Annotated in this window: 21 protein-coding genes; 3 read left to right on the top strand and 18 right to left on the bottom strand. The window is 50.2% G+C overall.

All coding sequences use genetic code 11. The features are described from left to right. Window positions 1-69: 69 nt before the first annotated feature. The 18 genes from FXO21_RS19065 to FXO21_RS18980 form a co-directional block, all read right to left on the bottom strand. Window positions 70-633 carry a YceI family protein gene (locus FXO21_RS19065; RefSeq protein WP_149641578.1) on the bottom strand — a complete coding sequence of 188 codons (564 nt, stop codon included), beginning with the start codon at window positions 631-633 and terminating at the stop codon, window positions 70-72. Window positions 634-786: 153 nt separating this feature from the next. Beyond that, complete coding sequence (locus FXO21_RS19060) at window positions 787-1,239, bottom strand: alpha amylase C-terminal domain-containing protein (RefSeq protein WP_149641577.1); 453 nt, start codon at window positions 1,237-1,239, stop codon at window positions 787-789. Window positions 1,240-1,299: 60 nt separating this feature from the next. Then, window positions 1,300-1,671, bottom strand: coding sequence for a hypothetical protein (locus FXO21_RS19055; RefSeq protein ID WP_149641576.1), 372 nt, complete (start codon window positions 1,669-1,671; stop codon window positions 1,300-1,302). Window positions 1,672-1,731: 60 nt separating this feature from the next. Next, a complete protein-coding gene (locus FXO21_RS19050) occupies window positions 1,732-3,849 on the bottom strand; it encodes a PVC-type heme-binding CxxCH protein (RefSeq protein ID WP_225865756.1) in 2,118 nt (705 codons plus the stop codon). Beyond that, window positions 3,849-5,225 (bottom strand): DegT/DnrJ/EryC1/StrS family aminotransferase, encoded by a 1,377-nt coding sequence (locus FXO21_RS19045; protein ID WP_149641575.1) that lies wholly within the window; start codon window positions 5,223-5,225, stop codon window positions 3,849-3,851. The genes FXO21_RS19050 and FXO21_RS19045 overlap by 1 nt, the downstream gene beginning before the upstream one ends. Window positions 5,226-5,272: 47 nt before the next feature. Then, window positions 5,273-6,040 carry a ThuA domain-containing protein gene (locus FXO21_RS19040; RefSeq protein ID WP_149641574.1) on the bottom strand — a complete coding sequence of 256 codons (768 nt, stop codon included), beginning with the start codon at window positions 6,038-6,040 and terminating at the stop codon, window positions 5,273-5,275. Further along, window positions 6,037-6,822 carry an amidohydrolase family protein gene (locus tag FXO21_RS19035; RefSeq protein ID WP_149641573.1) on the bottom strand — a complete coding sequence of 262 codons (786 nt, stop codon included), beginning with the start codon at window positions 6,820-6,822 and terminating at the stop codon, window positions 6,037-6,039. The genes FXO21_RS19040 and FXO21_RS19035 overlap by 4 nt, the downstream gene beginning before the upstream one ends. After that, on the bottom strand, window positions 6,812-7,738 hold the full coding sequence (locus FXO21_RS19030; RefSeq protein WP_225865755.1) for an amidohydrolase family protein: 927 nt from the start codon (window positions 7,736-7,738) through the stop codon (window positions 6,812-6,814). The genes FXO21_RS19035 and FXO21_RS19030 overlap by 11 nt, the downstream gene beginning before the upstream one ends. A 78-nt stretch (window positions 7,739-7,816) precedes the next feature. Beyond that, window positions 7,817-9,286: a RagB/SusD family nutrient uptake outer membrane protein gene (locus FXO21_RS19025; protein ID WP_149641572.1), complete on the bottom strand. Its 1,470-nt coding sequence runs from the start codon at window positions 9,284-9,286 to the stop codon at window positions 7,817-7,819. 18 nt (window positions 9,287-9,304) lie between these two features. Then, a complete protein-coding gene (locus tag FXO21_RS19020) occupies window positions 9,305-12,781 on the bottom strand; it encodes a SusC/RagA family TonB-linked outer membrane protein (RefSeq protein WP_149641571.1) in 3,477 nt (1,158 codons plus the stop codon). Window positions 12,782-12,928: 147 nt separating this feature from the next. Beyond that, the gene (locus tag FXO21_RS19015) at window positions 12,929-13,900 is read right to left on the bottom strand and encodes a FecR family protein (RefSeq protein ID WP_149641570.1); all 972 of its coding nucleotides are present in this window, start codon (window positions 13,898-13,900) and stop codon (window positions 12,929-12,931) included. Between the two features lie 61 nt (window positions 13,901-13,961). After that, complete coding sequence (locus tag FXO21_RS19010; RefSeq protein WP_149641569.1) at window positions 13,962-14,594, bottom strand: RNA polymerase sigma factor; 633 nt, start codon at window positions 14,592-14,594, stop codon at window positions 13,962-13,964. 199 nt (window positions 14,595-14,793) lie between these two features. After that, window positions 14,794-16,140: a neutral/alkaline non-lysosomal ceramidase N-terminal domain-containing protein gene (locus tag FXO21_RS19005; RefSeq protein ID WP_149641568.1), complete on the bottom strand. Its 1,347-nt coding sequence runs from the start codon at window positions 16,138-16,140 to the stop codon at window positions 14,794-14,796. Window positions 16,141-16,297: 157 nt separating this feature from the next. Continuing rightward, window positions 16,298-16,873 (bottom strand): DUF417 family protein, encoded by a 576-nt coding sequence (locus tag FXO21_RS19000; protein WP_149641567.1) that lies wholly within the window; start codon window positions 16,871-16,873, stop codon window positions 16,298-16,300. Window positions 16,874-16,936: 63 nt separating this feature from the next. Then, window positions 16,937-17,797 carry a helix-turn-helix domain-containing protein gene (locus FXO21_RS18995; protein ID WP_149641566.1) on the bottom strand — a complete coding sequence of 287 codons (861 nt, stop codon included), beginning with the start codon at window positions 17,795-17,797 and terminating at the stop codon, window positions 16,937-16,939. 309 nt (window positions 17,798-18,106) lie between these two features. Further along, window positions 18,107-19,126, bottom strand: coding sequence for a bifunctional transcriptional activator/DNA repair enzyme AdaA (locus FXO21_RS18990; protein ID WP_225865754.1), 1,020 nt, complete (start codon window positions 19,124-19,126; stop codon window positions 18,107-18,109). 113 nt (window positions 19,127-19,239) lie between these two features. After that, the gene (locus FXO21_RS18985) at window positions 19,240-19,596 is read right to left on the bottom strand and encodes a DUF1801 domain-containing protein (RefSeq protein WP_149641564.1); all 357 of its coding nucleotides are present in this window, start codon (window positions 19,594-19,596) and stop codon (window positions 19,240-19,242) included. Window positions 19,597-19,755: 159 nt separating this feature from the next. Then, window positions 19,756-20,331, bottom strand: a complete 576-nt coding sequence (locus FXO21_RS18980; protein WP_149641563.1) for a Crp/Fnr family transcriptional regulator — start codon at window positions 20,329-20,331, stop codon at window positions 19,756-19,758. A gap of 225 nt (window positions 20,332-20,556) precedes the next feature. Between FXO21_RS18980 and FXO21_RS18975 the strand changes: the two genes are divergently transcribed. From FXO21_RS18975 to FXO21_RS18965, 3 genes are read left to right on the top strand one after another with little or no spacing between them, the layout of a single operon-like run. After that, window positions 20,557-21,294, top strand: a complete 738-nt coding sequence (locus FXO21_RS18975) for an ImuA family protein (RefSeq protein WP_149641562.1) — start codon at window positions 20,557-20,559, stop codon at window positions 21,292-21,294. 16 nt (window positions 21,295-21,310) lie between these two features. Further along, window positions 21,311-22,810, top strand: a complete 1,500-nt coding sequence (locus tag FXO21_RS18970; protein WP_149641561.1) for a Y-family DNA polymerase — start codon at window positions 21,311-21,313, stop codon at window positions 22,808-22,810. A gap of 14 nt (window positions 22,811-22,824) precedes the next feature. After that, window positions 22,825-26,055: an error-prone DNA polymerase gene (locus FXO21_RS18965; protein WP_149641560.1), complete on the top strand. Its 3,231-nt coding sequence runs from the start codon at window positions 22,825-22,827 to the stop codon at window positions 26,053-26,055.

Here is a 26,055-nt window from a genome sequence, read left to right as displayed (position 1 = left end):
ACAATAAATCAATATGTCCACCACGTCGCGCTGCAAACGCAACGACGGGTGGACAATTTCTGTAATTCACTATACCTGCTTTTCAAGCTCCTGCACTGCAACCTCCTGTTTTGCAAGCTGCACATTGGCGAGGATCTTGATGTTTTCACCCAAAGCCAGTCCCCCGGTTTCAGTCAGTGCGTTGAAAGTCACATTGAAATCCTTCCGGTCGATCGTGCCGGTTACCTCAAATCCTACCTTGGTATTGCCCCAGGGATCTCTTTCAGTTCCGCCGTATTCGGCTTCCAGTTCCACTTCCTTCGTGATTCCTTTGATAGTGAGGTTGCCGGTAAGTTTATACAGATCTCCTTTGATCTTGGTAAATGAGGTGGATTTGAAAGTAAACTGAGGATATGTTTCTGTTTCAAAAAAATCCCCGTTCTTCAAATGCTCGTCGCGTCCGGGCTGGCCGGTATCCACGCTGTCTACATCGATCGTCAGCTCAATTTCTGCATTTGTAAAGTCATCGCCGTCGGTGACGGCATGACCACTAAAAGACTTGAAAGAACCGGTTACGGTTGAAATGACGAGATGTTTTACTTTAAACTGTACTTCGGAATGCAGTGGGTCGATATTCCAGGTAACTTTTGACATCAGACTAAATTTTAAATATGAATGATCGTGTTTGACAGTACAAACTTAAAGATCATTACTATTCAAAGTATAGTAGTATACATTAGGTTAGTGATAACCTTTTGTATAGTTATCAGGCCAAAACTCATCTTGATCACTGGCCTTTCGGATCAGCTAACCGTAGATTACCAATGAATCCGGTGGTATCGTCAGCCGAACGCATTTCCCGTTTCTATCTTCGACATTCAATTCTGTGGGAGTATTGTCCGGTCCGAAAAGCCGGTTCAGTTTGGAATTCGATACCTGCAAGTCATAATCAATGGTCACATATACGACGCATTGTTGTTGCCTGTGAAGATTTACTGCACATAGCAGTTCTTTCCCGTCGAGAATACGCGACCAGGCTATGACGTGGGCAGGAAGATTTTCGGCATCCTCAGGCAACATAAAGTCCGTCCCATTTTCAGAAATTGTCCGCCAGTGGCAGTCACCAAATTGCAGGGCAGGACACGCCCGAATCACGAATTGCAGGCTCTCCATGAATGACGAATCCTGCTTGTGTTCGCCCCAAAATTCCGGAATGGCAGTTTGGAAAATCGGGGCTATTGATTCGATAGTTGAATGCATAATGGGCATAGCGTTATTTCAGTACAATGCCCAAAAGCTATGCCAACGCAGACAGGCCTCCTAGACCTGCGGCGCCCAGTAGGTGCAATTTCCTTCGGGCGACACGGGCCCGGCAAAAAGCAGGCAGCCGCCGCATTCTTTTCCTTCGGCCACGGGTACCCATAATTTACAGGCATCACATTGCTTGTCGGGCGACGGGGCCAGGTTGACGTAACCCAATGCTTTCCTCTTTTCAACATCCACCGGATCCACGCCGGTCAGGTCGTCGCACGGATTTTCCTTGGGAGCCTTGGCGGCTGTGGTTTTGGCAGGTGTTTTTGTTGTTGCATTTTTACTGCTTCCGCAACTCGCCAGCAGCACCATACCCGCGCCGGTCATGCCCAGCGAGCAGCATTTTTGCAGAAAAACCCTGCGACTTTTTTTCTCAACCATACTGTTCAAATTTCAGGCCGGGTAATACTCGCCCGACCGCCCGTTTTTAATTTTATTCGATTAAATATCCAATGCCTTCCGCACCGATTCCGCCGCTTTCTTTACATGGTCCGGGGCATCGCTGCTCCATTTCTGCAAGGTTTTGCTCACACTTTTGTCAGGGGCTGATTTATTCGGCGACCTCTTGATCCCTTTTGCCAGTCCGTTCAAAGCCGCAGCCTGAAAATCCTTATCCGCATTTTCCAGCGCAGCAAGCAGCTTTGCCATTTCATTTTTCCCATTCCGCGCTCCGGCGATGTACCCGAGATCTTCCAAATATTTCAGTTTGCCCGGAGTCGGACTTTTGAAAACGTTACGGCTGCCAAGCATTTCTGTGAGCTCAGGCGATGAGCCTGGCAGTGAGCTCAGTACCGCGAGCCGGAACATCGGCTCTTCCATATTCTTTTCCGCAACCTGCGCCAATGCAGCCATCGCTTCTTTACCGTTAAATTGTCCCAGGCTCAAACAAGCCTGGTAAGCAACCTGCGGGTTTGCATCCGAGGTCAGGCGTATTACCTCGGGCAGATAGTCCGGGGATTTTTCAGCCAGTACCAGCGCGTGTTCGCGCAAACCAGGGCTCTTGTCGCTCAATGCAGCTTTTACCAGTTTCGCATCCAGCGCATTCATACCGTCCAATGCGTAAAATGCATGCAACCGGGCATTTGCGTCAGGGCTCTCGGAGACGATTTTTTGCAATGCGGGCACGACACTTTTATCCTGCTTTTCGAGCAAAAGCCGCTGCGCATTCAGCCGCCACCATTGGTTGGGATGACTTAATAATGCCACCAGTTCTTCCGGCTTTTTGCCTTCCAGATAAGGAATCGCAACACTGCGTTTCTCACCGCCTTTCGGGAAAATGCGCCAGATGCGCCCGTACTGTTCGCCATTTGCGAAATCCATGTCTTTTTTCAGATCCTCCGGGATCGACACCGGCGTTTCGATGTGCTGGCGGTACATATCCACTATGTATAAATATCCGTCAGGCCCGGAAGTGAAGTTTGCCGGCCTGAACCAACCATCTGTGGACGCCAGAAATTCCTTATCCTTTTCGCCATCGGCCCGGGTTGCGACGAATGCAGCCTGCCTCGGGACCGACTTGATCACGTCCCTGTGAACCAGGTTACCCGCTACTTCACCCGTGAAAATATTACCGTAAAATTCCTTTGGAAACCCGTCTCCGCCATAAAAAGTAGCCCCCGACGCACCCGTGAAATGGTCGCGCGCGTATTCTTTATAACCCGTTTTCATCGAATCGTACTTGGCCTGTCGACGGTCGCTCCGCTCCTGCCGCCAGTATGGGGTCGCCGATTGCTGGAACATTTCGAGCTCATGGTCCGAAATGTTGACGTCGGTGCGGTAGCTGGGCATAAAATCGTGGCGGTGCGCATAACGCCAGGCAATGGGCGACTGCTGAATGTGTAGTGTATTCTGCGTGTAAAACCGGTGCCCGGCATCATCCAGCGCCTGACCAAACTGCCCCGTCCCCGACTCCGCTTCAAAAAGTCCCAGATCCGGGCGGAACCTGAAATTCCCTCCGGCGACATTCACAGCCGGTTTTTCCGGATGCTTTTTGGAAGTGATGGTCCCGGCTTGGCCGTTATTGTTGGCATAAACCCAGTTATCAGGTCCGAAACGAAGACTGGTGATCTGGGCCTCGGAATTTCTGGCGAAAAAACCCGTGAAAAGAACTTCTCTGGTATCTGCTTTGAAATCGCCGTTGTCGTCTTTCAAATACAAAATGTCCGGCGCGGCGGTCACGATAATGCCGCCTTTCCATGGTAAAACAGAAGTCGCGCTGGGCAATGCTTCTGCAAAAACATATGATTGATCGACCTTGCCATCGCCGTTGGTGTCTTTCAAAAGCCGGATACGTCCCTTGAAATTTCCTGGTTTTGCATCGTAGGGATAATCCCCCATTTCCACCACATATATATTTCCCCGGCCGTCAAAAACCATGTCGATCGGCGAGAGTACTTCCGGTTCCACTACAAACGGCTCGATCCCGAAAGCCCCATCAAGCTGAAAAGTCGCCATTTCCTGCTCCGGTGAAAGTGCATTCGTGTAGCGTTGCGATATGCCCGGCAGGGCCGCTGCGGTCAGCATCAGAAGTGATGCAGCTTTAATGTATTTCAAATTCATCAATTGTCGAGTTTTTTAATTTGCGCTGCATTCCTATGCACTTTTTCAATCGCCCCTGCGATCGATGCCATATCTTCTTTTGTACCTAAAAGCATGTTCTGAGTGAACCATACCGCTTCCTCCGCACACAGCTTATCGTTCAGCGGGCATTTGTTTTTTTCATTAAAACTGTTGATATCCAGCATTTCTTTCGGATACATTTTCTTAAAATTCGTCGATGCAAATGTGTCTTTTATAAAAGGCTGGGTGTTCAACGGGATGTAGCCGCTGGAACAGGGAATGCCTTCCGCACGCATTGCTTTCAGGAACGCGGCTCTCGGTAAGTCTTTGAAAGCAGATTTTTCGTACCGGAATGCAAACAGGTGAAATGCGGCGCGTGTGACGTTCTTGTACATTTGATAAGGTAAAATACCCGGAATGTCTTTGATCTGCGATTTGAGAAACTCTGCATTTACATTTCGTGTCGTGGTTTCTGCATCCAGGCGTTTGAGCTGGGCAATGCCGATCGCCGCCTGGTATTCGGTAAACCGGACTTTGGTATTCTGCATGATACTGCCCGTTCCGACTACGCCGACTGCGGTTCCGTAAGGTGTACCCAGGTTGGAGTACGAAAAGCAACGGTCCATAAATGCATCGTTGTTACTCACAATCGCCCCGCCTTCGCCAATGGGGAGGTTTTTGGAATTTTGAAAACTGAAACAGCCCGCGTCCCCGATCGTACCTACTTTTTGCTTGTTAACCTCCGCCAAATGCGCCTGACAGGCATCTTCAACTACGAGTAGCTTGTGCTTTTTTGCAATCGCCATGATCGCATCCATATCCGAGGGCAGGCCCAGGATGTGCACGACCATAATCGCTTTGGTACGCGGCGTGATCTTCGCTTCAATTTTGGAGGGATCCATTTGAAAAGTCGCCGGGTCCACGTCCACAAAAACAGGCATGGCGCCATTTGACAATATCGATGAAACCGTCGAAATGAAAGTATATGGTGGGACGATCACTTCATCCCCGCCCTTGACATTCAGCTGGTTGAGCGCCACTACCAACGCATTGGTACCATTTACCACCGACAAACACCGCTTTGCCCCGACAGCCGCAGCCCATTCTTTTTCAAACTGGGTCACCACACCCGCCCGCGACCACACGCCGCTCCGGACTACTTCCAATAATTGTTTCTCGTCTGTTTCAGGATTCCAGACCGGCCATTTCGGCCATTTGACAGGATCCCAGGCTGGCTTTCCGCCGAGTATGGCTGGTCTCTGCACACTATTAATCCCAGCCGCCATTGTGATGTTCGAGGCCAGAACGGCGGTGATACCGGCAACTGAGCTTTGCTTCACAAATTCCCGCCTCGTTAATGCTTTTATTTTTTTCATTTTACTAATGTCTCAAATGATGAATTGTTTGTCGGACTTACTCCCTCCTACCGACCGGCAATTGCCCACGCAATCGCATTGACCAGCAGCGTATTGAACTGACCTTCCGAGAAATCTGCGGGGTAACCCAATGTGGTGTAGAAAACCCGGCTTTTACCTGCCATTCTTGTCCAGGCTACCGGCTGGGTTTCTTCACCTGCTTTTCCATTTAAAAGCACCACTGCTTTTTTGTCGACCAATGGAGTTACCCGGTACAAATTGCCGATGCTGTGATAACCGCCTGGCTTGAAGTTTTTCAGGATCGGGTGGTTAGTGGCTCCCGGGGCGATGGATACATCTGTACCCAGCTCCACCGGTCCGTACCCATAATTTCCGCAACCCAGGATATCCGCCACAAACTCCGGCCAGGCCGAAAAATCCTTCCCAACTTCTCCCCGCGTGGTAAATGCATGGTTGCCGGTACGGATCGCTACGAGTGGCCCGCCGTTTTTGAGATAATCTTTGAAAAGCTGCATTTGCGCATGCGGCAACGCAATTCTTCTTGAAAACAAAACCACTAGGTCCGCCTTTTTCAGAATTTCCATTCCCGGAAAACGAAATGCATTATTGGTACCTTCCCCGAGAAGAACCGTTACTTCATACTGGTCGGCAGCCCGCAGTTTTTCTGCAAAAACAGGGATTGTTTTGTGAGCTTCGTAATTAAGAGAATCCTCGCTGATCAGAAAAACGACGTGAGGTTTTTTCTTTGCCAGGGAAATATCCGCGGCGGCCAGCGTCACAAATACCAGCAGAAAACATCTGAATATTACAGTCATATTTTCAGTAAGCGTTTGATATTTTCAGACCTTAAAAGCTCTTTCGTTTTCGCATCCGCTTCGTTATCCCGCAATGACTCGACGCGCAATAATCCGGTACGATAGTCCAGTATCGGCGAATGGGTACCGAAAGCAAATTTTTCCTTCCCGAACCGGACCAGCAGGTTCCCCAGATCCGCCATATTCCGCCCGGAAGTGTCCATCACGAAATCCATGTTTTTAAAAACAGCCTGCTCCTCTGCATTGAGTGCAGTACTGTTGGCTACATTCAGGATCAGGTATTTAGCATCCGGCACAGCTTTTAGTATTGGTAAAATGTCTTTGAGCGACCATTCTTTTTCCACGTCCAGCCACGAGCTGGGGCGCGCATCGACCATTCGCAGTGAAAGTGCCACCACCATTCCCTTGTCCCGTGCCATTTTTACCAGTTCGATACAAAACGGGTTGTCCAAATCATATCCATGGTAAACAGGATGCAGCCGTATACCCTTCATGCCCAGCTTCGTGCTGCAAATTTCCAGATCATCTTTCCAGCCATTATAGATCGGGTTGATGACGGCGAAAGGGACAAAACGGTCACCAAACTGCTTGCTGGATTTGATTTCATCGTACAGTTCCTCGTTGGCGTGCTGGGTATTTTTGTAAAAAACACCATTGAGATTGCTGACCACAGACACATCGATGTCATAGGTTTTCATCCGTTCCAGAAGTCCTTTGCAGGTATTGTCTTTGAGCTGTCGAAACGGCCAGTGACCTACATATGCATTGCTATCAATCAACATGGTGACCCGACTTTTTTAAGATGTTGTTATAATTTTCAAAAAAGATCTTCTTACGCTGGACTTCCGTCAGGTTTGCGGCGATCATGCCGCCTACGCCCTGATAAAATCCATTGTCACATCCAAAAAGCAGTCTGTCCTCGCCGATATAGCGCAACGCAAAATCGATCATATTACCCTCATTATTACTTCCCGAAACATCCACATATACATTAGGCGAATCTTTGAGTGCTTTGCAGGCATCTTCCCAGTCGATACCGCCGCCGATGTGCGCAAACTGGAACATCGCTTCCGGGAACCGCTTCGCTGCGTCCACAAAATCTTCGGGTATGGAAATATTCTTGGGTTCGCGCGCATTGAATTTCACCCTCGCCTTCCCGATGGGCGAGTGCATGAGAATGATCATTTTCAGATCGATGAATTTTTCGATAATGGGATAAAAGAGCGGGTCGTTTATTTTGACGTGGTTGTAAAGCTTCATGCCGACAAAGCCCCGGTCAATGCATCGCTTTATTTCATCCAGACTTTCCTGTTTGTGGGTCGGGTTCAACGTCAGCATACCTTTCAGCCGGTCGGGAAATTCTTTCATCGCGCTGTAAATGATTTCATTACAAGCTTTGAATTCAGAAGGTAAACCTTCGCTTCCCGGCGCCATCGGCCTGGATACCATGAGCTTGTGAATCCCAAGACGGTCTGCAAAATCCACGACTTCTTTCGGGGTACCATGCCCGTGGCCCACGTGTGCGTGCGCATCTATTTTTTTATACCGCATGACCTCCTCCATCAGCGGCACTCTTTTTGGCATGGCAGGCGGGCTTTCCCCGGTTCCGGAGTAGGCACGACCGGCCAGGTGGGTGGTAGTGGCAATACCCACCGTGGAGGCCACAGTGCCAGCCATGAACTTACGTCGACTGATCATTCCAGCCATATTTAAATTGGGGTTTAAGAATGAAGGCCCGGTGAAGGCGCTCAGGATTTCACCGGGTTCCGAAATAGGTTAGTATCCGTCGTTCTGAACAAGCACACCTGCATTGGCCAGCTCGATCTGATTGTTTGGGATCGGGAAATATTTATAATTGGCTTTGGGCGCCAGGGTGACCTTCTGCGGTTCCTTGGTGACCGGATTGTAGCCCCATTCCACATTAGTGAGCACCGTCATGAAACGATTGGTACGCACGAGGTCAAACCAGCGTTCATTTTCCATCACAAATTCCAGCTGACGTTCCAGCAACAACTTGTCAGTAAAAGCCGCCGGCGTGGCAATGTCTGCCGTCGTGTAATTGAAGGTATTTCCTTTGAATGCCCGCGCGCGTACCTTATTCAACTCCGCAAGCGCCTCTGCCGGCTGGTTCAATGCATATAACACTTCTGCTCTCAGCAATAATACATCTGCATACCGCATCACCGGGATATCAAGCCCCGAAGAATTGGGCGTATGCGGCACGGCGAATTTACTGACGTACGGGTACCAGTTTTCAGGCGCTTCCGTCGGGCTTTTGGGCGATTTCCAGTACTCGGTAACGGTTGCTTTTTTACGTGAATCCTGCGGCAGGAACAGTTTCATCAGGCTCCATGAAGGAAATACATTTTCACCGCCGCTGGCAGATATGCCCGTCACGCCGAAGTATGGCAGAAAATCCGTGGAAATGGTATTTCCATTGGTGCCGCCAATGTACCGCATCGCGAATACGATCTCTTTGTTGTCTTCGGTTTCTTCTTTCCAAAGCGAAGCATAGTCGGTTTGAAGCGCGAAACCGTAGCCTGTCATCATATCCAGGTAGGTTTTTGCATTGTTCCAGTCTTTCCGGTACACATATACTTTTCCAAGCAGTCCAACCGCCGCGGCCTTACTGGCCCGGCCGCTGGCAATTTTATCTTTTAAGGGCAAAAGGTCGATGGCCGCTTTCAGGTCTTCAATAACCAGGCTGTAAATTTCTTCCTCGCTCGCCCTGCCGGTGGATTTACTTTCTTCCACAGAAAGCATGGTGGTGATCCTGGGTACGCCCCCGAACGTTCTCACCAGGTCGAAATAGAACAATGCGCGCATGAAACGAGCCTCACCAGTGAGCTGCTCTTTTTGTCCAGCCGTGTAATCAATGGGGCGATCTATGTTTGCAAGTACCGCATTGGCCCGGTAAATCCCGTTGTAAGTTTCCACCCAAAAGCCTGCAAACAGCTGGTTTTCGGATGAAAACGCCAGGGTATTCAATTCATCGAGGCCCCCGATATTGAAATAACCCGTCCGGTGAATGTTGTCGGTAGGCATTTCCAGAACCGCCCAGTCTCTTTGCTTGCGGGTTTGATAACGGTTGTATATCCCCAGTACCGCACCGTTGATATCCTGTGCTTTCTGGTAAAAGTTGACTTCCGTCAGGGTAGATTCCGGCGTCAGGTTCAGCACGCTGTCGTCACATGCAGAGAATGTAAAGGCCAGAAACAGCAGGCTTAAATATTTGTAACTTTTCATCACGATGTTTTTTAGCAATTAAAAATTGATATTCAAACCAAGTGCATAAATCCGGTTGATAGGCTCGGCACCGTTGTTGAAACCCGGCGTACTGTTGATACCGTTGATCTCCCCATTGGTAAAGCCCTCGGGATTGTATCCATGGAAGCCTTTCTTCGTAAACATCCTGGGGTTGCTGACAGACACATAAATTCTGCACGTGGTCATGCGCAGTTTCTGGGCAACGGTGGAAGGAAGTGTATATCCGAGGTTGATATTCCTGATCGCTAAGAAGGAAGCATCTTCCAGGTAAAAATCCGTATTGGAAACATAGGCCAGCTGGCTCAGCGCTGTCGCCGGCGACATGCCGTCACCCGGCTCCTGTGCCGACCACCATTGGTCTTCAATCAGCGATTTCCGCATCGCGCTCACCGTCGCTCCCTGGTAGTAAAGGTTTTCCAGGTTATACATTTTTGCACCCAGTGAAGCCTGCATGATGATGCTCATATCAAAGTTTTTCCACCTGAAATCATTCACCATACCCATAAACAGCTTCGGCTGGTAGTTGCCCAGGATCTGGCGGTCGGCGGGATCGATCTTGCCGTCTTTGTTCACGTCCTCGATCTTGGTATTCCCGGGCTTCGAGCCGACGATCACCGCAGAATTTTTCACATCTTCGTCGTCCTGCAATACACCGATCATTTTATACCCATAGTAAGAAAACATGGGCTCCCCTACCCGCAGCAGCCAGCCCATTCCACGGGTGTGCGTGTAAATCACCTCATTTACGCCACCGAGACTAACCACTTCATTTCTGTTACGCGCGAGGTTGAATGAGGTTTCCCATTTGAAGCCGCGCGTAAAATTCTTGGTGCGGATTTCCAGCTCGATGCCGCTGTTTTTGATGTCGCCTATATTGACCATGGAATTGGTAAAACCGGAGATGGCGGGTATCGATACATCGTACAGCAGATCGTTGGTTTTTTTGATATAATAATCCACACCAATGTTCAGCCGGTCCGCGAAAAGCCCCAGGTCAATGCCAAAGTTCTGGCTTGCCGTCCTTTCCCATTTCAGCTTGTCGTTGCCAAAGGAAGTCTGCGCCTGACCTTTTGTAAGTACTCCTCCCGGTGAATAGTAAGCGTCACTGATCGCTCCCAGGTAGCGAAAGTCGCCGATATTGAAATTGCCGACAACCCCGAAGCTCGCACGGAGTTTAAGGTCGCTGACAACCGGCAGCGCTTTCATGAAATTCTCTTCGGAAACCCGCCAGGCCACAGAAGCGGAAGGGAAAGATCCCCACCTGTTTTTAGGCCCGAAACGCGAACTTCCGTCAGTTCTGAATGATGCGGAAAGCAGATATTTATCTTTAAATGCATAATTGACCCTGCTGAAATAGGAAGCCAGTCCCCAGCGTGATTTGCTGGTGTAAGTCGCAGTCGGCGAAATGATGGCGTTGTTGAGTGTCTGAATGATATCATTGCTGAAACTTCCCGGCAGCACACCCATCGCGGCAATCCTGGAAGTCGCTTTTTGGTACGATGCGCCCAGCAGTGCATTGAAGCTGTGTTTATCGTTTAAAGTTTTGGAATAGCTGAGCACATTTTCGTTGATCAGGTTGAAATTCCGGGTATCCATCGCCGAGCCGGTACTGTTGTTGTTGGAGTTGGCATAGGGTGCGGAGTAGGTTTCTGCGGTATTGTAGGTAATGTTGCCGCCCGCAGAAGAGCGCAGCGTCAGCCCGTCCAGCAGGTTCAGGGAAAGGTATATCTCTCCCACATTATTAAGCCCGGAGGAAGTATTTGATGTACCTTCAAGTGTTGCCAGCGGGCTCACCTGCCCCGAAACCTGCGTTCCCCAATAGTCTAGCGGGCGCGGGTAAGTACCGTTTGGGCGCTTTTCGGGGGATACAAATGGCGCGGTTTTAACGATTGCCTCCATGGAAACCGGCGACGTGCGGCGCTGGTTAAAATTCGGGTTGAGCGACACGCCGGCATTGATCACTTTGTTAATCTTCGCATCGATATTCGCGCGAAGTGAATACGTTTTAAAATAGGTGTTGAGCAAGGTACCGCGCTCGTTTTTCACGGTACCGGATATGTAGTAATTGACCTTGTCATTCCCGCCTCTCACCGACAGGTTATAGTTCTGGATCGGCGTGGAGTTCAGTAAAATATCCTCCCATATGTAGTCCCCTTCTCCAATAACCGGGTTGACCTGAAAATTGGCTGGTCGGCGCGGATCCCCCCAAAGTGGCAGCGAAACGTCACCGCCCTGCCAGGCATAGTCCCGGTTGATGTAACGCGCGATGTAATCATGATACTCCTGCCCGCTGATCCAGTCTTTGTGGCCAATCGCCCTGCCTACACCTGCATATGCATTAAAATTAAGCTGCGCCTTTCCTTCCTTTCCCTTTTTGGTAGTCACAATAATCACCCCGCCCGAACCCCGCGAACCATAAATGGCGGCCGAGGATGCATCTTTCAGTACCTCAATGGATTCCACATCGTTCATGTTGACATTGACGAGGTCGCCTCCGGGAAAACCGTCAATGACAACCAGCGGATCGTTGCTGGCCGTGATAGAGCCTGCACCCCGGATCCGGATAATAGGCGCGGCTCCCGGCGTGCTGCGCGGGGTGGAAATATTAACTCCTGCCAGCCGCCCTACCAGCGCGGTTTCTGCCCTGCCGGCGGGTATCTGGTCCAGTATCTTGTTCTCAACCTTGGATATTGCGGCTGTAACAGAGCTTTTTTTCATCGTACCATAACCCACCACCACCAGTTCCTCGAGAGATTTCGTATCGACCTGAAGTACCACGTCCACCACATTTTTGCTGCCCGGATCAATTTCCATGGGTACGTACCCGACAAAAGAGAAAATAAGCCTTGTGTTTTCCTTGTCGAGGTATTCATCAGGAATGGTCAGGCTGTACTTGCCATCTGCACCCGTGGTAGTACCCCGTTGCGAACCTTTGATCACGATGCTCACACCCGGAAGGGGCGTTCCTCCAACATCTGTGACGCTGCCTTTTAATACTTTTTCAAAAGACTGCGGATTACCCTGCTGATTTTTGCCGACGCCCGGCAGGGGTTCATCCGGATGCAATATGACCGAATTGCTGCTCTCCGGGTCCCTGATCGTCGTGTTGCTACTTTCCGAAGGTGTGCCGGAACGGAGCGGCAGTATGGCATAACCTCCCCCTTTCAGTTTTTTATACCGCAGGTTCATGTCCGGCAATACTTTTTTCAGGATCAGTTCCAGATTTTCTTCCTCAGAAACCGGGGCGGCTACAGTCTTGTTTTCAAGCAATGATTTCTCGTAAACGAAATTGGTTTTGTACTTCTGTTCCAGTTTGCCCAGTAAAGTGATCAGGCTGTTTGCCTCCTGCCGGGTTGCCGCCTGGCTGGCGCGGGCGCTGCTGGATGCCAGAAAATCCTGTGCGGAAGCCGTCTGAATGTCGCCGGTCAGCAACGCCAGCGCAGTAATGACGAAAAAGGAAAGGTGTATTTTCATAATTTGCTCCGGGAGTAGGTGTTTTATCCAAGGTATTTGAGGGTGAAACGCGGGCTGGTTGTCTTTTTCCCGGTTTTTTTCAATTTATTTCAGATAAATTTTGCAGAAGCAGCATATCGCAGCACGAAACAAACACCAACTTAAACATCAGCGGAATATATATCCGTCTCCCGTTTTTATTAAGTCACGCTCGAGAATCGTGGAGAGGTTCTCCAGAAACTGTTCTGGGTTTTTTATGGCAAGCTTTCCCGATAACCTTTTATGCAGCAAAGAAGAATCTTCGAACTGCAGACGGATGCCATAATTGTCCTCCATCACTTCCACAATCTCCGACACCGGTTTGTCGTCCATCACCAGATAAGATTCCTTCCAGGAGTCATAATGGCCGGGTTCTACCCTTTTGGAGCGTATCCGGTTGTCTTTGCCAATAGTAGCCATATCGCCGGGCTTCATTACCCATGCCGGGCTCTTGCCCGATACCAGTTGCACTTTTCCTTCTGCAAGCACAACGCTTGTCTGCCTGCGGCGGGTATTGACATTGAATGTCGTCCCTAAAACTTCCACCTGCGTGTCCGGGGTATGCACGATGAATTTGGCCCCGTTCCTTTTTGCGATTTTAAAATACGCCTCGCCCCTGAGCCATACTTCCCGTACCTTTTTATTGGCAATATCTTCATTGATTTCTATTTCAGAACGTGCATTCAGGATCACGCTGGAACCATCTGCGAGTGTTATTTCCCGAACCTCGCCGTAAGCAGTCCGGTAGGTCAGCGCCGAATTTTGCAACGACCACCAAAAGCCAGCCGCCAGGATAAAAACGACAGATGCTGCCGCAAGATACGCCCAGTTCAGCCGCCGGTAAACGGCAGGCCGGGGCGCTTCAATATCTTTCCATATCCTTTGTTTCAGTGCCAGAAGGTTGTCTTCGCCAGGTTCGGTTTCTGCAAACTGAATGGTACGGACGCATTCCAGCGCCAATTGAAGCTCCTCCGTTTTATGCGGATGCGATGCCATAAACTCTTTCCAGAACCGGTCGGAGTCCGGTGTTGGAGAGACTGCCCATTTGATGAAATCAGCATCTTTGCAAAAATCTTCGACTGTAAAAAACGAATATCGCATCTAAATGAAAATGGTACTTTAATGTAGAAAGCTCTTGCAGGTAATTTTTCCCGGTTTTATGTCAGGTATTTGGAAAAACCATGTGAATGATAAAACTGATATACAACCATAAGGCCTCTTCCCGAAGCAACGACTTCCGGATATATTTCCTCAATGACGTCAACGCGACATTAACGGTATTGTAAACGCTCTTCATTGAAATATCCATCACTTCGGCAGCCTCCTGATAGCTAAGTCCCTTCATATAAACCAGATACAGGATTTCCTTCTGACGCTTGGGCAGCTTGTTCAGCTCTTCGAGTACCAATTGCTGCTGCCTGATCCGGGCTTGTTCTTCAATATATTGCGACTCGAAGGACTCAACTATAAATTGTGCATGATCAAATGCGTGCTCGTCCGACTCATACTTTTTTACTTTTTTCAAAGCATCCAGCAGGCGGCGGCGCAATGCGCGATACAGATAAAAGCGGATATTGTCGGTCGGCCCCAGGCTTTTTTTATGATTGTGCAGGTGCAGAAATAATTCATGCAGACAATCCTCGACCAGCTGTTTGTTCCTGACCAGGTTGAACCCGTAGCGATACAGGTCAGCCGTGAAAATCTCGTAGATTCGGGAAAATGCATCGCGATCTCCGTTCCGGAAATCGTTCCATAACATAGTGTGCTCGTCCGGAGTCAGAGAGATCTTTGTCATATAAGAGCGTTGTAAATCGTTTTACATTGAAGGAACGGGCACGTACACGTAAATTTACTTTTATATTTGGCAAAGTATCAATTTTTAAGATTTTCCTCTCATATACTGTTTAAAAAGCGACATTTTATACTGTATTTAACCAAACGAACAGCCTGCTGTGAATGTAAGTTTAAGGAAAGACAGGTGTTTATTCCGCTTGCTATTTGGGAAGCCTCACCGTTTCGTTAAGCAGGCGCACGGCTGTTTCAATGAGTATAAGTCCTGCATCGTCTGTTCCCACCGTCCCCGGCCCCATCTCGTAGCCCCCTTTGGCTTTTTCACCGGGAGGCGCCACATAATGTACACCATTACCGTTGGCATAGCCCAGTACCAGTGTATGCGGGAACGGCGAGCGCTTTCTGATGGCTACTCCCATGTCCGTGAGCGGCTCGCCGGGCAGTGTCACAATGGCCAGGGGGCCGATCGAAAATACCTGCACTTCCGCGGGAACCAGTTCGAGGCCGGTCCGTTCTTTTCCGGTTTTGTCCAGGGGGAGTGCAGCGGCAGCTTTTTTCACCCGGACCGAATCTGTGTTGAGCTGAACACTCAGATCGAAAGCCCCTTTTGCCCTGCCTGCCACGCCCAGGCCCATTTCGTTGACTGCTTCCCTTCCGCGACGCCATGGATTGATGTCACCGGCAGCTCCCTGCAGGAACAATGCATTCCCGCCTAATTGCTGCTCGATCTGCCTGATAGCCTCGGCTGGCCAGTCTGCCGATATTTCCTCCGAATAGGGATAGATTGAAACCGAATGTACCGACATATGAAACATCGATGCTATATTCTGCCCGCCGGCGTTCCTGAATGAAACGATACTCATTGTCCGGTCCATTGGTCCGTAATTACTGCCTCCGGTAATTACATCGGGGTTGTAGGCGGGGTGTTTGTAGTTGTATCCTTTGGGAGCACTGTCGCGAAGAACGCCCCACTGCGGTGTTACCGGCCGGCGATTGTTTGCAAATGCTGAAATATCTGCTTTCCCTATCCATAAGGTGGCTGGTTCAAGATGATCGTTGGCCGCTTTGGCAGCAGCTACCACGCTTTTTAGCAGCTTGTCCATCCAGCGCTTGAATGGCGGATGATTGTTCTGTGCCGGCGTAAACCGGACCGCCCACCAGGTATCATTTTCCTTGCCCCGGTAGCCAGGCTTGTAAGCGGGTGCCCAGGGAGCAGAATGGTTGTGGGTGGCTGCTACCAAAATATGATTCCCGGCGATCCCCAGCTCTTTCCCGACAGCCTTGCGTATTTCGTCAGTGGCAGATTCGCCTGCATCGACCAGATCCAGACTGACGATAGCGCTTTTCGTTAACCCATCGCTGATGACCAGCACGCGGGTGTGCAGCGGGTCGTTTACCCTGGTGTAGGGTTTGCCCGTGACCCAATTTTTAACCGCCGTTTCGGGTGTAATATCCTGAATCCCAAAACCCACTGAAAGAGGTACCTGCTGCGCTTTTGACAAGCCTGGGAACAATGGGCAAATAAAGAGACCAACAATTAAAATACGCATCAACTTTTCCATCATTTTTTGATCAATAAAACCTGTCCTGATTAATTCCCCGGACATTCAAAGCCTCCTGCACCGACAGAATTACTTTTCTTTATTCGATTATCGGGCTAATTCTCCTGTTTTATTCGTCAAAAAGTGGTTTGTATGCGGGATTAAATCAAAAAAGTTTTTCGCTCTGACGGTCCAGGTAGAACCTTGCGGTTTCGCTCATGGTGATGATCGTTCCGCCAAGTATCACCAGGTCTTTAATGACCAGCCGCCCACGTCCGGAAAGGTATGGAAATCCCCACTGCGCATCGCCCAGATTGGGCACCCAGCTTTCGGGTGTAGTTATCAGAAACGAAAGCGTACCCAGCGTCATGATGCCAATAAGCGCACTTGCCACCAGGCTAGGCAGCGGCGCAACTTTATATAGCGCAACCAAAACGGCCATCAAAACCAGAAACGTCCCCAATCCATAGGAGAAACCGTAAGTATTGTTTTCGATATGCCATTGATGGTTGGCGGCGATGAGCTCGCCTTCCTTGTTCATATGCGATTTGTAATCACCTGGATTTTCGTAGAAAAACGACATGAAGGGACTATTGGCCACAAACGGAACGATGCCATCGGCCTCGTAGGTAAAAAATTTGAGTCCTCCTATCCAGAGAAAAACTACGACGATACCAAAGCGGACAAGTTTTCTGCCCAGCTGGTCGAGATTGGCGATACTGCGAATGATTGGAGCTTTCATGATGTAATGATTTAAGCACCGAAATTACATCAGCGAGCTACCGCCAGCCATGGACGAAAAATGCTAAGGCATGGACAAATCTGCCACGATCGATATGCCGGTTTTTGTACGGAAAGTCTGTGGCGACACTTTGGTCACCTTCTTGAAAAACCGGCTGAAATAGTACTCGTCCCTGAATTTGAGCGCAAAAGCAATTTCCTTGATGCTTTGCCGGGTCAAATGCAGCCGCTTCTTGGCTTCCAGCACGATCCGTTCCTGGATCAGCTGCGAGGGGGTCTTTCTGAAATACCTGCTGCAGCGTTTGGATAGATTATTAGGCGACATGGCGAGCATTTTCGCATAGTCACCAGGCTTGTGAAGGTCCAGGAAACGCTGCTCCACCAGCTGCCGGAACAGCTCCATCTGCTCATCCTTTATCGCCGGCTCGCCTTGGTTTTCAATCAGTTTCAATTTAATGCTGCTGGATTTGGCCAGAAGCAATTGCAGGTATGCTCTTAATACAATTTCGGAAGGTGAATCCTGCCTGAATTCCTCATCAATGTCACCGAGCAGATTGGCCAGGACAAAAGCATCCCTCTCGCTGACAGGCAGGCACGGCTGTATGTAAACGTTGTTGAAAAGCAAACCATTACAGGCAACTTCCTTTCGATGGTATTCAATGCAGTAGAAATCTCCGTGAAATTGCAGCATAATTACCGGTGACGGCCTGTCCTGCTGAATGTGTATAACCTGCAAAGGAGTAGAGAATAGCAAGACAGGCCCGCTGTATTCAAAAGAGCCAAAATCAGCCTGGTACCTACCGTTCCCTTCCTGAACAAACAGGATCGAATACGCTGCGTATTGCACAGGAGTGCTCAGCTGCTCGGCATTTAAATTCATTACTCTGAGCAGGTATTCCCCATCCCTTAAAAATGTTTCCTCCATGCAGTGTTTCTCGCGCCTGACGACCGGTTCAATAAATATTTCAATCGATCCTTGCCTCCGTTGTCGTTACAAGTTACACGGCCGGCTTTCAGGGAATCCGGGGCAGAATTTACCGCAAAGGAGAAAAGAAACGAAATTATGAATGGGACGATATTAGCTCGACTCATTTGAAGAAATGGTTCTTGTAATCCCATTGATCTGTTAATTTTTCAAAAATAGGACTTTATTTTAGGGGATGACAATACGATATGGATATTGACTGAATATGGATATTTATGGCCTGTTCAATAGAAAAGAATTCCTGAAATTTTATTTGCTGGCGCTTTCCATTTCGAGCAGCCACTGTTTCCGCCATAAGCCCCCACCGTAGCCTGTCAACGTTCCGTCGCTACCGATAACCCGGTGGCAGGGAATAAGGATGGAGATTTTGTTCATACCGTTTGCGTTCGCTACTGCACGTAATGCCTCAGGCCGCGCGATCATTGCCGCTTGTTGCCGGTATGTCCGGGTTTGTCCGTAAGGGATATCGCGCAATGCGGTCCAAACCAGGTTTTGAAAATCCGATCCCGGTGTTACAAGCGGAACGGTGAAACAGCTTCGCCGCCCGTTAAAATATTCTTCGAGCTGCTGTTCCAGGATCTGAAAGTGTTCGTTCTTACCCTGGACAATGGTTGCGTTCATGGCCTTTGAAAGCAATTTAAACTCGGTTTCAAGCATTTTCCGGTCAGAGAACTCCAACAGGCAAACCCCTTCCCTGACTGCGCACGCAATCATGGTACCCAGCGGCGTTTCGATCCGTTTGAGATCTATCACCTGCTGCACCCTGCCTTTTTTGGGAGAAAAGCCGAAGATCTTTTTATACGAATCAGCAAAACCGCTCAGGGACTCAAATCCTGAATCGAATGCAGCAGAAGTTACCGGCGTACCTTGCTGGATGTTTTTGAACGCTGAATTGATCCGGTACATTCTCTGATAGGCATGGAAGCTCATTTGATGGTTTTTTATAAACCACCTTCTAATCGAATGAGGTTCGAGCCCTTTTGCTACCAGGTCCGCATCTTTAAACCTGACAGACGGGTCGCGGCTCAATTCGTTCATCAAAAGCCTGATCGGCTCGGGTGTTTGGTTCAGGTTTTCCAGGGGCTTGCAAACCTTGCAGGGCCGGTATCCTTTTTTGAATGCTTCCAGTGAAGACTTAAAGAATTCGACATTCTCTTTTTTCGGCTTGCGTGCGGTGCAGGTAGGGCGACAGAAAATGCCGGTGGTTTTGACAGCGGTATAAAAGAGCCCTTCAAACCGGCTATCTTTTTCCACTATCGCTTGATACATTCTTTCAGGTAAAAGATCCATGAGTTCTGTTTTCGTGTTGATACCCCAAAATTAGAATGCCCGCCGGGTAGGGACAACCGAAAAATTGACAACTATTTTTATTTAAAAACCCGCTAGTTTTTTTCCATCAGCTGAATCCATTCTCTGATGACTGCCTTCAAATCTTCGCGTTTGGTTTCTATGTCGGCCATATTGTTAAACCTTGCATATGCTTTTCCTTTTGGCGCCGGTTCCAGCACTGTGCGCCCTGCCAGCATTTCCCCTTGATGAAAAACAAGTACAGCCTGGTCCTTAACCCGCGGGCTGAATGTAGCAATATCACCTTTGTAATAGAAGCTGGGGCCGCCCCATTTTACCTCTTCGGTTATCGAGGGATCAACCTCCATAATCAGTTGCCGGATTGCTATCATTTCCTGCTTCATTGGATGATTGAGCCCAGCCAGAAAATCGTTTACTTTTGACGATGCCATAGTTTAAAACAGTTAATGTGACTGGCAATTGCCGGCATTGCCTGGATATATATTGAAAAGACAATTGTGAGTGCCTGCCTTCTGTCTCTCCGGCAGAGGTTGAGACAAATCTAGATGGTTGGTTTGACAAAAAAATTTACAAATGTTGAGAATCCTGAATTATTTTTCAGACGTGATCCGGCTTAATTGAGTAGCCGTTATCCCCAAATAAGAAGCGATATGATATTTTTTTAGGCGAGGGATAATGTGCCCGTGCGACAACAAAAAGTCCTTGTATCTCTTGGTTGCCGTATCTGTTCGAAAGGAAATTTCAAGCGGCTCTTTTTCGATTACCCAATGTCTTTCAAGATAGTTTATATAAAACAGTGCTAAGTCACTGTGTCTTTCTACCAGTTTTTTAAACTCGGCAAAGTCATACTCCAAAACAGCAGTTTCCTCCATAGCAACGATAGAGAAGCGGCTTGGCATCCGCGTCATTGTCGCAATAACAGACGCCGCAAGCCTGTTTTCCGGAAAAAAATATTTGATAATCATTTCCCCATCGTCCGGGAAATACGATTGATATGCCAACCCTTTGCAAATAAAGGATACTTTATCGGGGATCTGTCCTTCTTTAATCAGATACCCCCCCTTTTCATAGGTCTTTGCCCTCAGCAAGGCGCCCCATGCAGACTCCGCTGCCTGGGAAACAGGATAATACCTACGAATTTGTTGAAAAAAGAGCTCCTTACTCATAATGCTATCTCATAAACGACATTAAATGAGCCTACGCGAAATTACTTAAATCTGCTATAAGCGTCAAAGCAAAAGATAGCCAAAGATAAAGTGCTGAGGACAAGGTGATTTTTTTGCTCGAAGATATTGCTACCGAAAAAAAATTTTGCGATTGCCGCTGGATAATGTTATTATTGAAATCATATTTTTGATACTAATAATATCAAAAATGATAAATTAACGAATATGGAAACTGCATTGACTAAAAGTGAGCTGGTTGCCAGGCTGCGAAGCGATATCCTCTCTATGCAGGGTTTCCGTACAACAAACCTCGGCACAAAACAGAACGATTTCGGCCTGGGGCCGGTAATGAAGGCCTTTCCCCAGGGCGTGTTCCCGCGTGCCGGCATGCACGAGTTTATCAGCAGCTCCCCTGAGCAAATCGCGGCTACCTCGGGTTTTATGGCTGCTTTGGCTGCTAAAATGATGAAAGAGAATGGACTTTGCGTATGGGTCGGTCGTCATCGTACAGTATACCCCTTTGCGTTGAGCCAATTCGGGGTATCGCCAGACCGGGTGATCTTTGTTGACCTGAAAAAGGACAAGGACCTGTTATGGGCGATCGAGGAAGCGCTCAAATGTGATGCGCTGTCTGCCGTCGTGGGCGAGATCAAAGAATTAAACCTGACCGAATCCAGAAGATTACAGCTTACCGTCGAAGAAAGCAAGGTGACTGGCCTGTTGCACCGGGTCTCGCCCCGTCTTTCGAATCCTGTGGCCGCCGTATGCCGGTGGCGGATCAGCCCGCTTCCCGGCGTTGCTGATCAGGTGCTTCCCGGGATCGGGTATCCGCGCTGGCAAGTGACAATCGAGAAAGTACGCCACGGGGAGCCAGGAAGCTGGCCTCTGGAGTTTCGCGGTGGCAGCTTCGAGCTGATCGGCCAGCCTGCGCCGGCAGAAGAATACATATCAAGGGTTGGATAGAAAGCTTTGCGGGAAGATGAAAAGATATGTGGCTATATGGTTCCGTCACCTGCTGGTAGACCGGGTCCAGCTCCGGCAGCCGGAGCTGGCAGAAAAACCTTTCGTTCTGGCTGCCAAAGAGCGCGGCCGGATGCTGGTCAAAGCGGCGAGCCGCGATGCGCAAAAACTGGGCATAGAGACCGGCATGGTGCTCGCCGACGCGCGCGCAGTGCAGCCCGACCTGGAAGTGTTCGACTACGATCCGCTACTGGCAGAAAAGCTCCTTTTGGCCCTTGCAGAATGGACGATCCGTTATTCGCCGCTGGTAGCAGTTGATTTACCTGACGGGCTGATCCTGGACGGCACCGGCTGCCCGCACCTGTGGGGGAGCGAAACCGCCTATCTGAAAGATATCGCATCTCGGCTGAAAGCCTCAGGCTTTGACGTCAGAACGGCAATGGCTGACACGATCGGGACAGCCTGGGCGGTGTCCCGCTACTCGCGGGCCTTCCCGATCATCGCTCCTGGTGAACAGCTCGCTGCGATTTTGCAGCTGCCTCCGCGTGCACTGCGACTGGAAACAGCTGTTGTGGACAAAATGCAGAAGTTGGGCCTATACCAGATCAAAAGCTTTATCTATATGCCGCCTTCTGTGCTGCGCCGCAGGTTTGGCCAGGCTACATTGGAACAGATCGGAAAGGCCCTGGGCAATGTTCACGAGGCCTTTGAGCCGGTATGTCCTGTGGAGCCTTACCAGGAAAGGCTTTCCAGCCTGGAACCGATCCGGACTGCTACCGGTATTGAGATCGCCATACAGAAGCTGCTTGAAAAACTATGTGAAAGGCTGGTCAAAGATGGCAAAGGTCTGCGGCAGGCCGTGCTGCGATGCTACCGGATCGATGGCGAAATCCAGCAGGTACAGATCGGCACCAGCGGTCCCTCATGCAGCGCTACGCATCTGTTCAAGCTTTTCGAGCTTAAAATTTCCAGCATCGAACCCGCCCTGGGCATAGAGCTCTTTGTAATGGAAGCACCCGTTGTTGAGCATTTGGGCAATGCGCAGGAGGCCCTCTGGGATTTAAGCAGTGCGAACAAAATGACAGCGATTGCAGAGCTGCTTGACCGGCTCAGTGCCCGCACTGGCTCAGGTGTCATCCACCGCTACCTGCCTGCCCAGCACCACTGGCCGGAGCGCGCGATCACAGAGGCCGTCTCACTGACCGATCAGCCACAAACCGACTGGCGGACCGACCAGCACCGGCCGGTACAACTGCTCGCCGAGCCTGAACGGATCATTGTTACCGCCCCGGTACCGGATTACCCACCAATGCTCTTCCGCTACAAAGGCGAGATCCACCGGATCAGGAAGGCAGACGGCCCCAGCCGTATCGAGCAGGAATGGTGGATCTCAGACGGTCTTCACCGCGACTACTACTCAGTCGAAGACGAGCAGGGAGGCCGCTACTGGATCTTCCGGCTTGGGCACTATGGTGAAGATATTAATCCGGAGTGGTTCATTCACGGCTTTTTCGCATAAAACCCCTCTATGTTATGCAGTACACCGAATTACAGGTAACCACCAATTTCAGCTTTCTCCGTGGCGCCTCACATCCCGAGGAACTCGTAGACCAGGCGATCCGCTACGGCTACAAGAAAATAGCGATCACCGACCGCAACACGCTGGCAGGGATCGTGCGCGCACATTCAGCAGCGCGAGGCAACGACTTTGAGATTATCCCGGCCGCACGGCTCGATCTGATCGACGGGCCCAGCCTTTTGGCCTACCCTACTGACAAGCCCGCTTACGCCAGGCTCTCGGCCCTGCTCTCGCTGGGCAACCGGAGGACCGAGAAAGGAAAATGCGACCTCTACCGGCGTGATGTATATGAGTATGCCGAAGGGATCAAGTTTATCGCCGTTTCGCCTTTGACGCTGAATGCTTCCTTCGAATTTGAGCCCGGCTTTGAACGGGCCCTGCGCGAATACCGGTCCGAGCTGGGTACTGCGCTTTATCTTTCCGCCACCCGCTCTTATGTGGAAAGCGATATCAAAAAGTTCTTCCGCCTCTCTGAGATTTCAAAGCGGCTCCATGTGCCACTGATCGCTACCAATGACGTGCATTACCACCATCCCGAACGCCGCCAGTTGCAGGACATCGTTACCTGCGTGCGTGAGAAATGCACGATCTACAATGCGGGCTTCCGGCTGCACCAGAATGCGGAGCGATACCTGAAAGACCAGCAGGAGATGCTGAGGATCTTCCGCGGGTACCCGGATGCCATTGCACGCACGCAGGAAATCGCCGAAGCCTGCACCTTCACGCTGGATAGCCTTAAATATGTCTACCCCGAAGAGATCACCGGTGGCGAGCGTTCCCCGCTGGAAGAGCTTACTTATCTGGTCTGGAAAGGTGCCCGGGAATTTTACGGCGACTCTGTGCCCGAAAAAGTGGTGACCGCCATCGGGCATGAGCTCAAATTCGTCGCCGAGATGGACTTTGCCGCCTATTTTCTGACTGTCTATGATATTGTCCGCTTTGCGCGCGAACGCGGCATCCTATGCCAGGGACGCGGATCTGCCGCCAATTCCACGGTTTGCTTTTGTCTTGGGATCACCAGTGTTGACCCGACCAAATTTGACCTTTTGTTTGAGCGGTTCATTTCATCAGCCAGAAACGAGCCGCCTGATATAGACGTGGACTTTGAACATGAGCGACGTGAAGAAGTAATTCAGTATATCTACCAAAAGTATGGCCGGGACCGGTCAGCGATCGTGGCCACGGTCACCCAGCTGCACCAGAAAGGGGCTGTGCGCGATGTGGCCAAAGCGATGGGCATGTCTGTCGATGCGATCAATAGGCTTTCCAGCTCGATCTGGGAATTTACAGACGAATGGTTTGAAGGAAAACGTATTTCAGACGAGGGTTTTAATGCAAACGACCCGCACCTTTTAAAGGTGCTAGATCTCACGCGGCAGTTCATGGGTTTTCCGCGACAGCTCGGTCAGCATACCGGCGGGTTTGTGATCACTCAGGGCAAGATCACAGACCTTTGCCCGATCATTAATGCGAGAATGGAAGACCGGACCAATATCGAATGGAACAAAGACGATATCGATACGCTGGGCTTTCTGAAAATCGATGTCCTGGCCCTGGGCATGCTCACCTGCATCCGCAAAGGATTTGACCTTTTAAAAAACCACTATGGTAAAACCTACACCCTGGCCACTGTACCGCAGGATGACCCGGCCGTTTATGAGATGATCTCGCATGCCGATACGATCGGCGTCTTTCAGATCGAAAGCCGGGCGCAGCAGTCGATGCTGCCCAGGCTGCGGCCCAAGGATTTTTACGACCTGGTGATCGAGGTGGCTATCGTCCGGCCAGGCCCGATCCAGGGGGATATGGTGCACCCATATTTGAGAAGGCGAAACGGCGAAGAGCCGGTCGAATACCCTTCCAAAGAGCTGGAAGATATTTTAGGCCGCACGCTGGGTGTGCCCCTGTTCCAGGAGCAGGCTATGAAGATTGCGATCGTTGCGGCCGGATTCACCCCTGCCGAAGCGGATAAGCTCAGGCGTAGTATGGCGACCTTTAAGCTGAGCGGGCTTGTAACCCAGTTTGAAAAAAAGCTGATCGATGGCATGACCGGACGTGGGTATACGGAAGAGTATGCTCGCAGGATCTTCAAGCAGCTGGAAGGTTTTGGCAGTTATGGGTTTCCCGAGAGCCATGCGGCCAGCTTCGCTCTGCTGGTATATGTATCCAGCTGGATGAAATGCTACTACCCGGATGTCTTTGCGACAGCGCTATTGAACTCTCAGCCCATGGGCTTTTACCAGCCATCCCAGATTGTCATTGATGCCCAAAAGCATGGGGTGAAGGTATTTCCGGTCGACGTGAACATTTCACAGTGGGACAATACACTGGAAGAGTTAGAAGGGAAATACAGGACTATCAGGCTGGGCTTCCGTCAGGTTAAAGGGCTTTCTGAGCAGGATACCGCGGCTTTGGTAGCCGGGCGGACAGTACCTTACACAGCGATCCATTTGATCCGCGATGCAGGCGTCTCCCAGGGCGCGCTGGAAAAGCTCGCGGACGCGGATGCCTTTCGCTCGATAGGTATGGACAGGCGCCAAGCCATGTGGGAAGCCTCCGCCCTCTCCGACCGGCCGATGGGTGTTTTCAAGGGCCAGCAGTCGGCCAGCGAGTTCGAAGCGCCTGTTGAGCTGCCCAGGCTGTCGCTCTCCGAGCATGTTGTCCAGGACTATATGTCCACATCGCTTTCGCTCAAAGCGCATCCTGTCAGTTTTGTCCGGAGTGAACTTGCAGCTAAACGAGTGGTCCCGACTGCCGACCTGTCCAAATTCCGCGATGGGATGTTTGTCAGGGTGGCAGGGCTGGTACTCGTGCGTCAGCGGCCGGGTACCGCCGGCGGGGTTTGCTTTATCACCATTGAGGACGAATCCGGCGTGGCCAACCTGGTCGTCTTTCAAAGCCTTTTCGAAACGTACCGCAAGGAAATCCTGCGCTCTCGGCTATTGATGGTGGAAGGAAAGCTTCAGATCGAAGGAGAAGTGATCCATGTGGTCGTCAGAAAGTGCTTCGATATGTCGCCATTACTGCGGCAGCTTAACCAGACAGAGCAAGATCCTGATGTGCTCACACTCTCACGGGCCGATGAAAAGGATGAATATGTTTCCCAGGCGGTTAACCGTAAAACCCAGGTCAGAAAGAAGTCCGGGCAATTGGAAATGTTTCCCTCTGGCCGTAATTTCCGTTAA

The organism is Dyadobacter sp. UC 10 (assembly GCF_008369915.1).
Classification (GTDB): domain Bacteria; phylum Bacteroidota; class Bacteroidia; order Cytophagales; family Spirosomataceae; genus Dyadobacter.
The sequence above is the reverse complement of the archived record's forward strand: the minus strand, read 5'-3'. Positions and strand labels throughout refer to the sequence as shown.

Bases quoted from the DNA above. Each gene is read 5' to 3' on its own strand.
- FXO21_RS19015 (WP_149641570.1), bottom strand. From the start codon at position 13,900: ATGCGATATTCGTTTTTTACAGTCGAAGATTTTTGCAAAGATGCTGAT.
- FXO21_RS19000 (WP_149641567.1), bottom strand. From the start codon at position 16,873: ATGAAAGCTCCAATCATTCGCAGTATCGCCAATCTCGACCAGCTGGGC.
- FXO21_RS19045 (WP_149641575.1), bottom strand. From the start codon at position 5,225: ATGAAAAAAATAAAAGCATTAACGAGGCGGGAATTTGTGAAGCAAAGC.
- FXO21_RS19005 (WP_149641568.1), bottom strand. From the start codon at position 16,140: ATGCGTATTTTAATTGTTGGTCTCTTTATTTGCCCATTGTTCCCAGGC.
- FXO21_RS19010 (WP_149641569.1), bottom strand. From the start codon at position 14,594: ATGACAAAGATCTCTCTGACTCCGGACGAGCACACTATGTTATGGAAC.
- FXO21_RS18980 (WP_149641563.1), bottom strand. From the start codon at position 20,331: ATGAGTAAGGAGCTCTTTTTTCAACAAATTCGTAGGTATTATCCTGTT.
- FXO21_RS19040 (WP_149641574.1), bottom strand. From the start codon at position 6,040: ATGACTGTAATATTCAGATGTTTTCTGCTGGTATTTGTGACGCTGGCC.
- FXO21_RS19030 (WP_225865755.1), bottom strand. From the start codon at position 7,738: ATGATCAGTCGACGTAAGTTCATGGCTGGCACTGTGGCCTCCACGGTG.
- FXO21_RS18965 (WP_149641560.1), top strand. From the start codon at position 22,825: ATGCAGTACACCGAATTACAGGTAACCACCAATTTCAGCTTTCTCCGT.
- FXO21_RS18990 (WP_225865754.1), bottom strand. From the start codon at position 19,126: ATGTATCAAGCGATAGTGGAAAAAGATAGCCGGTTTGAAGGGCTCTTT.
- FXO21_RS19055 (WP_149641576.1), bottom strand. From the start codon at position 1,671: ATGGTTGAGAAAAAAAGTCGCAGGGTTTTTCTGCAAAAATGCTGCTCG.
- FXO21_RS18985 (WP_149641564.1), bottom strand. From the start codon at position 19,596: ATGGCATCGTCAAAAGTAAACGATTTTCTGGCTGGGCTCAATCATCCA.
- FXO21_RS19060 (WP_149641577.1), bottom strand. From the start codon at position 1,239: ATGCATTCAACTATCGAATCAATAGCCCCGATTTTCCAAACTGCCATT.
- FXO21_RS18975 (WP_149641562.1), top strand. From the start codon at position 20,557: ATGGAAACTGCATTGACTAAAAGTGAGCTGGTTGCCAGGCTGCGAAGC.
- FXO21_RS18970 (WP_149641561.1), top strand. From the start codon at position 21,311: ATGAAAAGATATGTGGCTATATGGTTCCGTCACCTGCTGGTAGACCGG.
- FXO21_RS18995 (WP_149641566.1), bottom strand. From the start codon at position 17,797: ATGGAGGAAACATTTTTAAGGGATGGGGAATACCTGCTCAGAGTAATG.
- FXO21_RS19035 (WP_149641573.1), bottom strand. From the start codon at position 6,822: ATGTTGATTGATAGCAATGCATATGTAGGTCACTGGCCGTTTCGACAG.
- FXO21_RS19025 (WP_149641572.1), bottom strand. From the start codon at position 9,286: ATGAAAAGTTACAAATATTTAAGCCTGCTGTTTCTGGCCTTTACATTC.
- FXO21_RS19020 (WP_149641571.1), bottom strand. From the start codon at position 12,781: ATGAAAATACACCTTTCCTTTTTCGTCATTACTGCGCTGGCGTTGCTG.
- FXO21_RS19050 (WP_225865756.1), bottom strand. From the start codon at position 3,849: ATGAATTTGAAATACATTAAAGCTGCATCACTTCTGATGCTGACCGCA.
- FXO21_RS19065 (WP_149641578.1), bottom strand. From the start codon at position 633: ATGTCAAAAGTTACCTGGAATATCGACCCACTGCATTCCGAAGTACAG.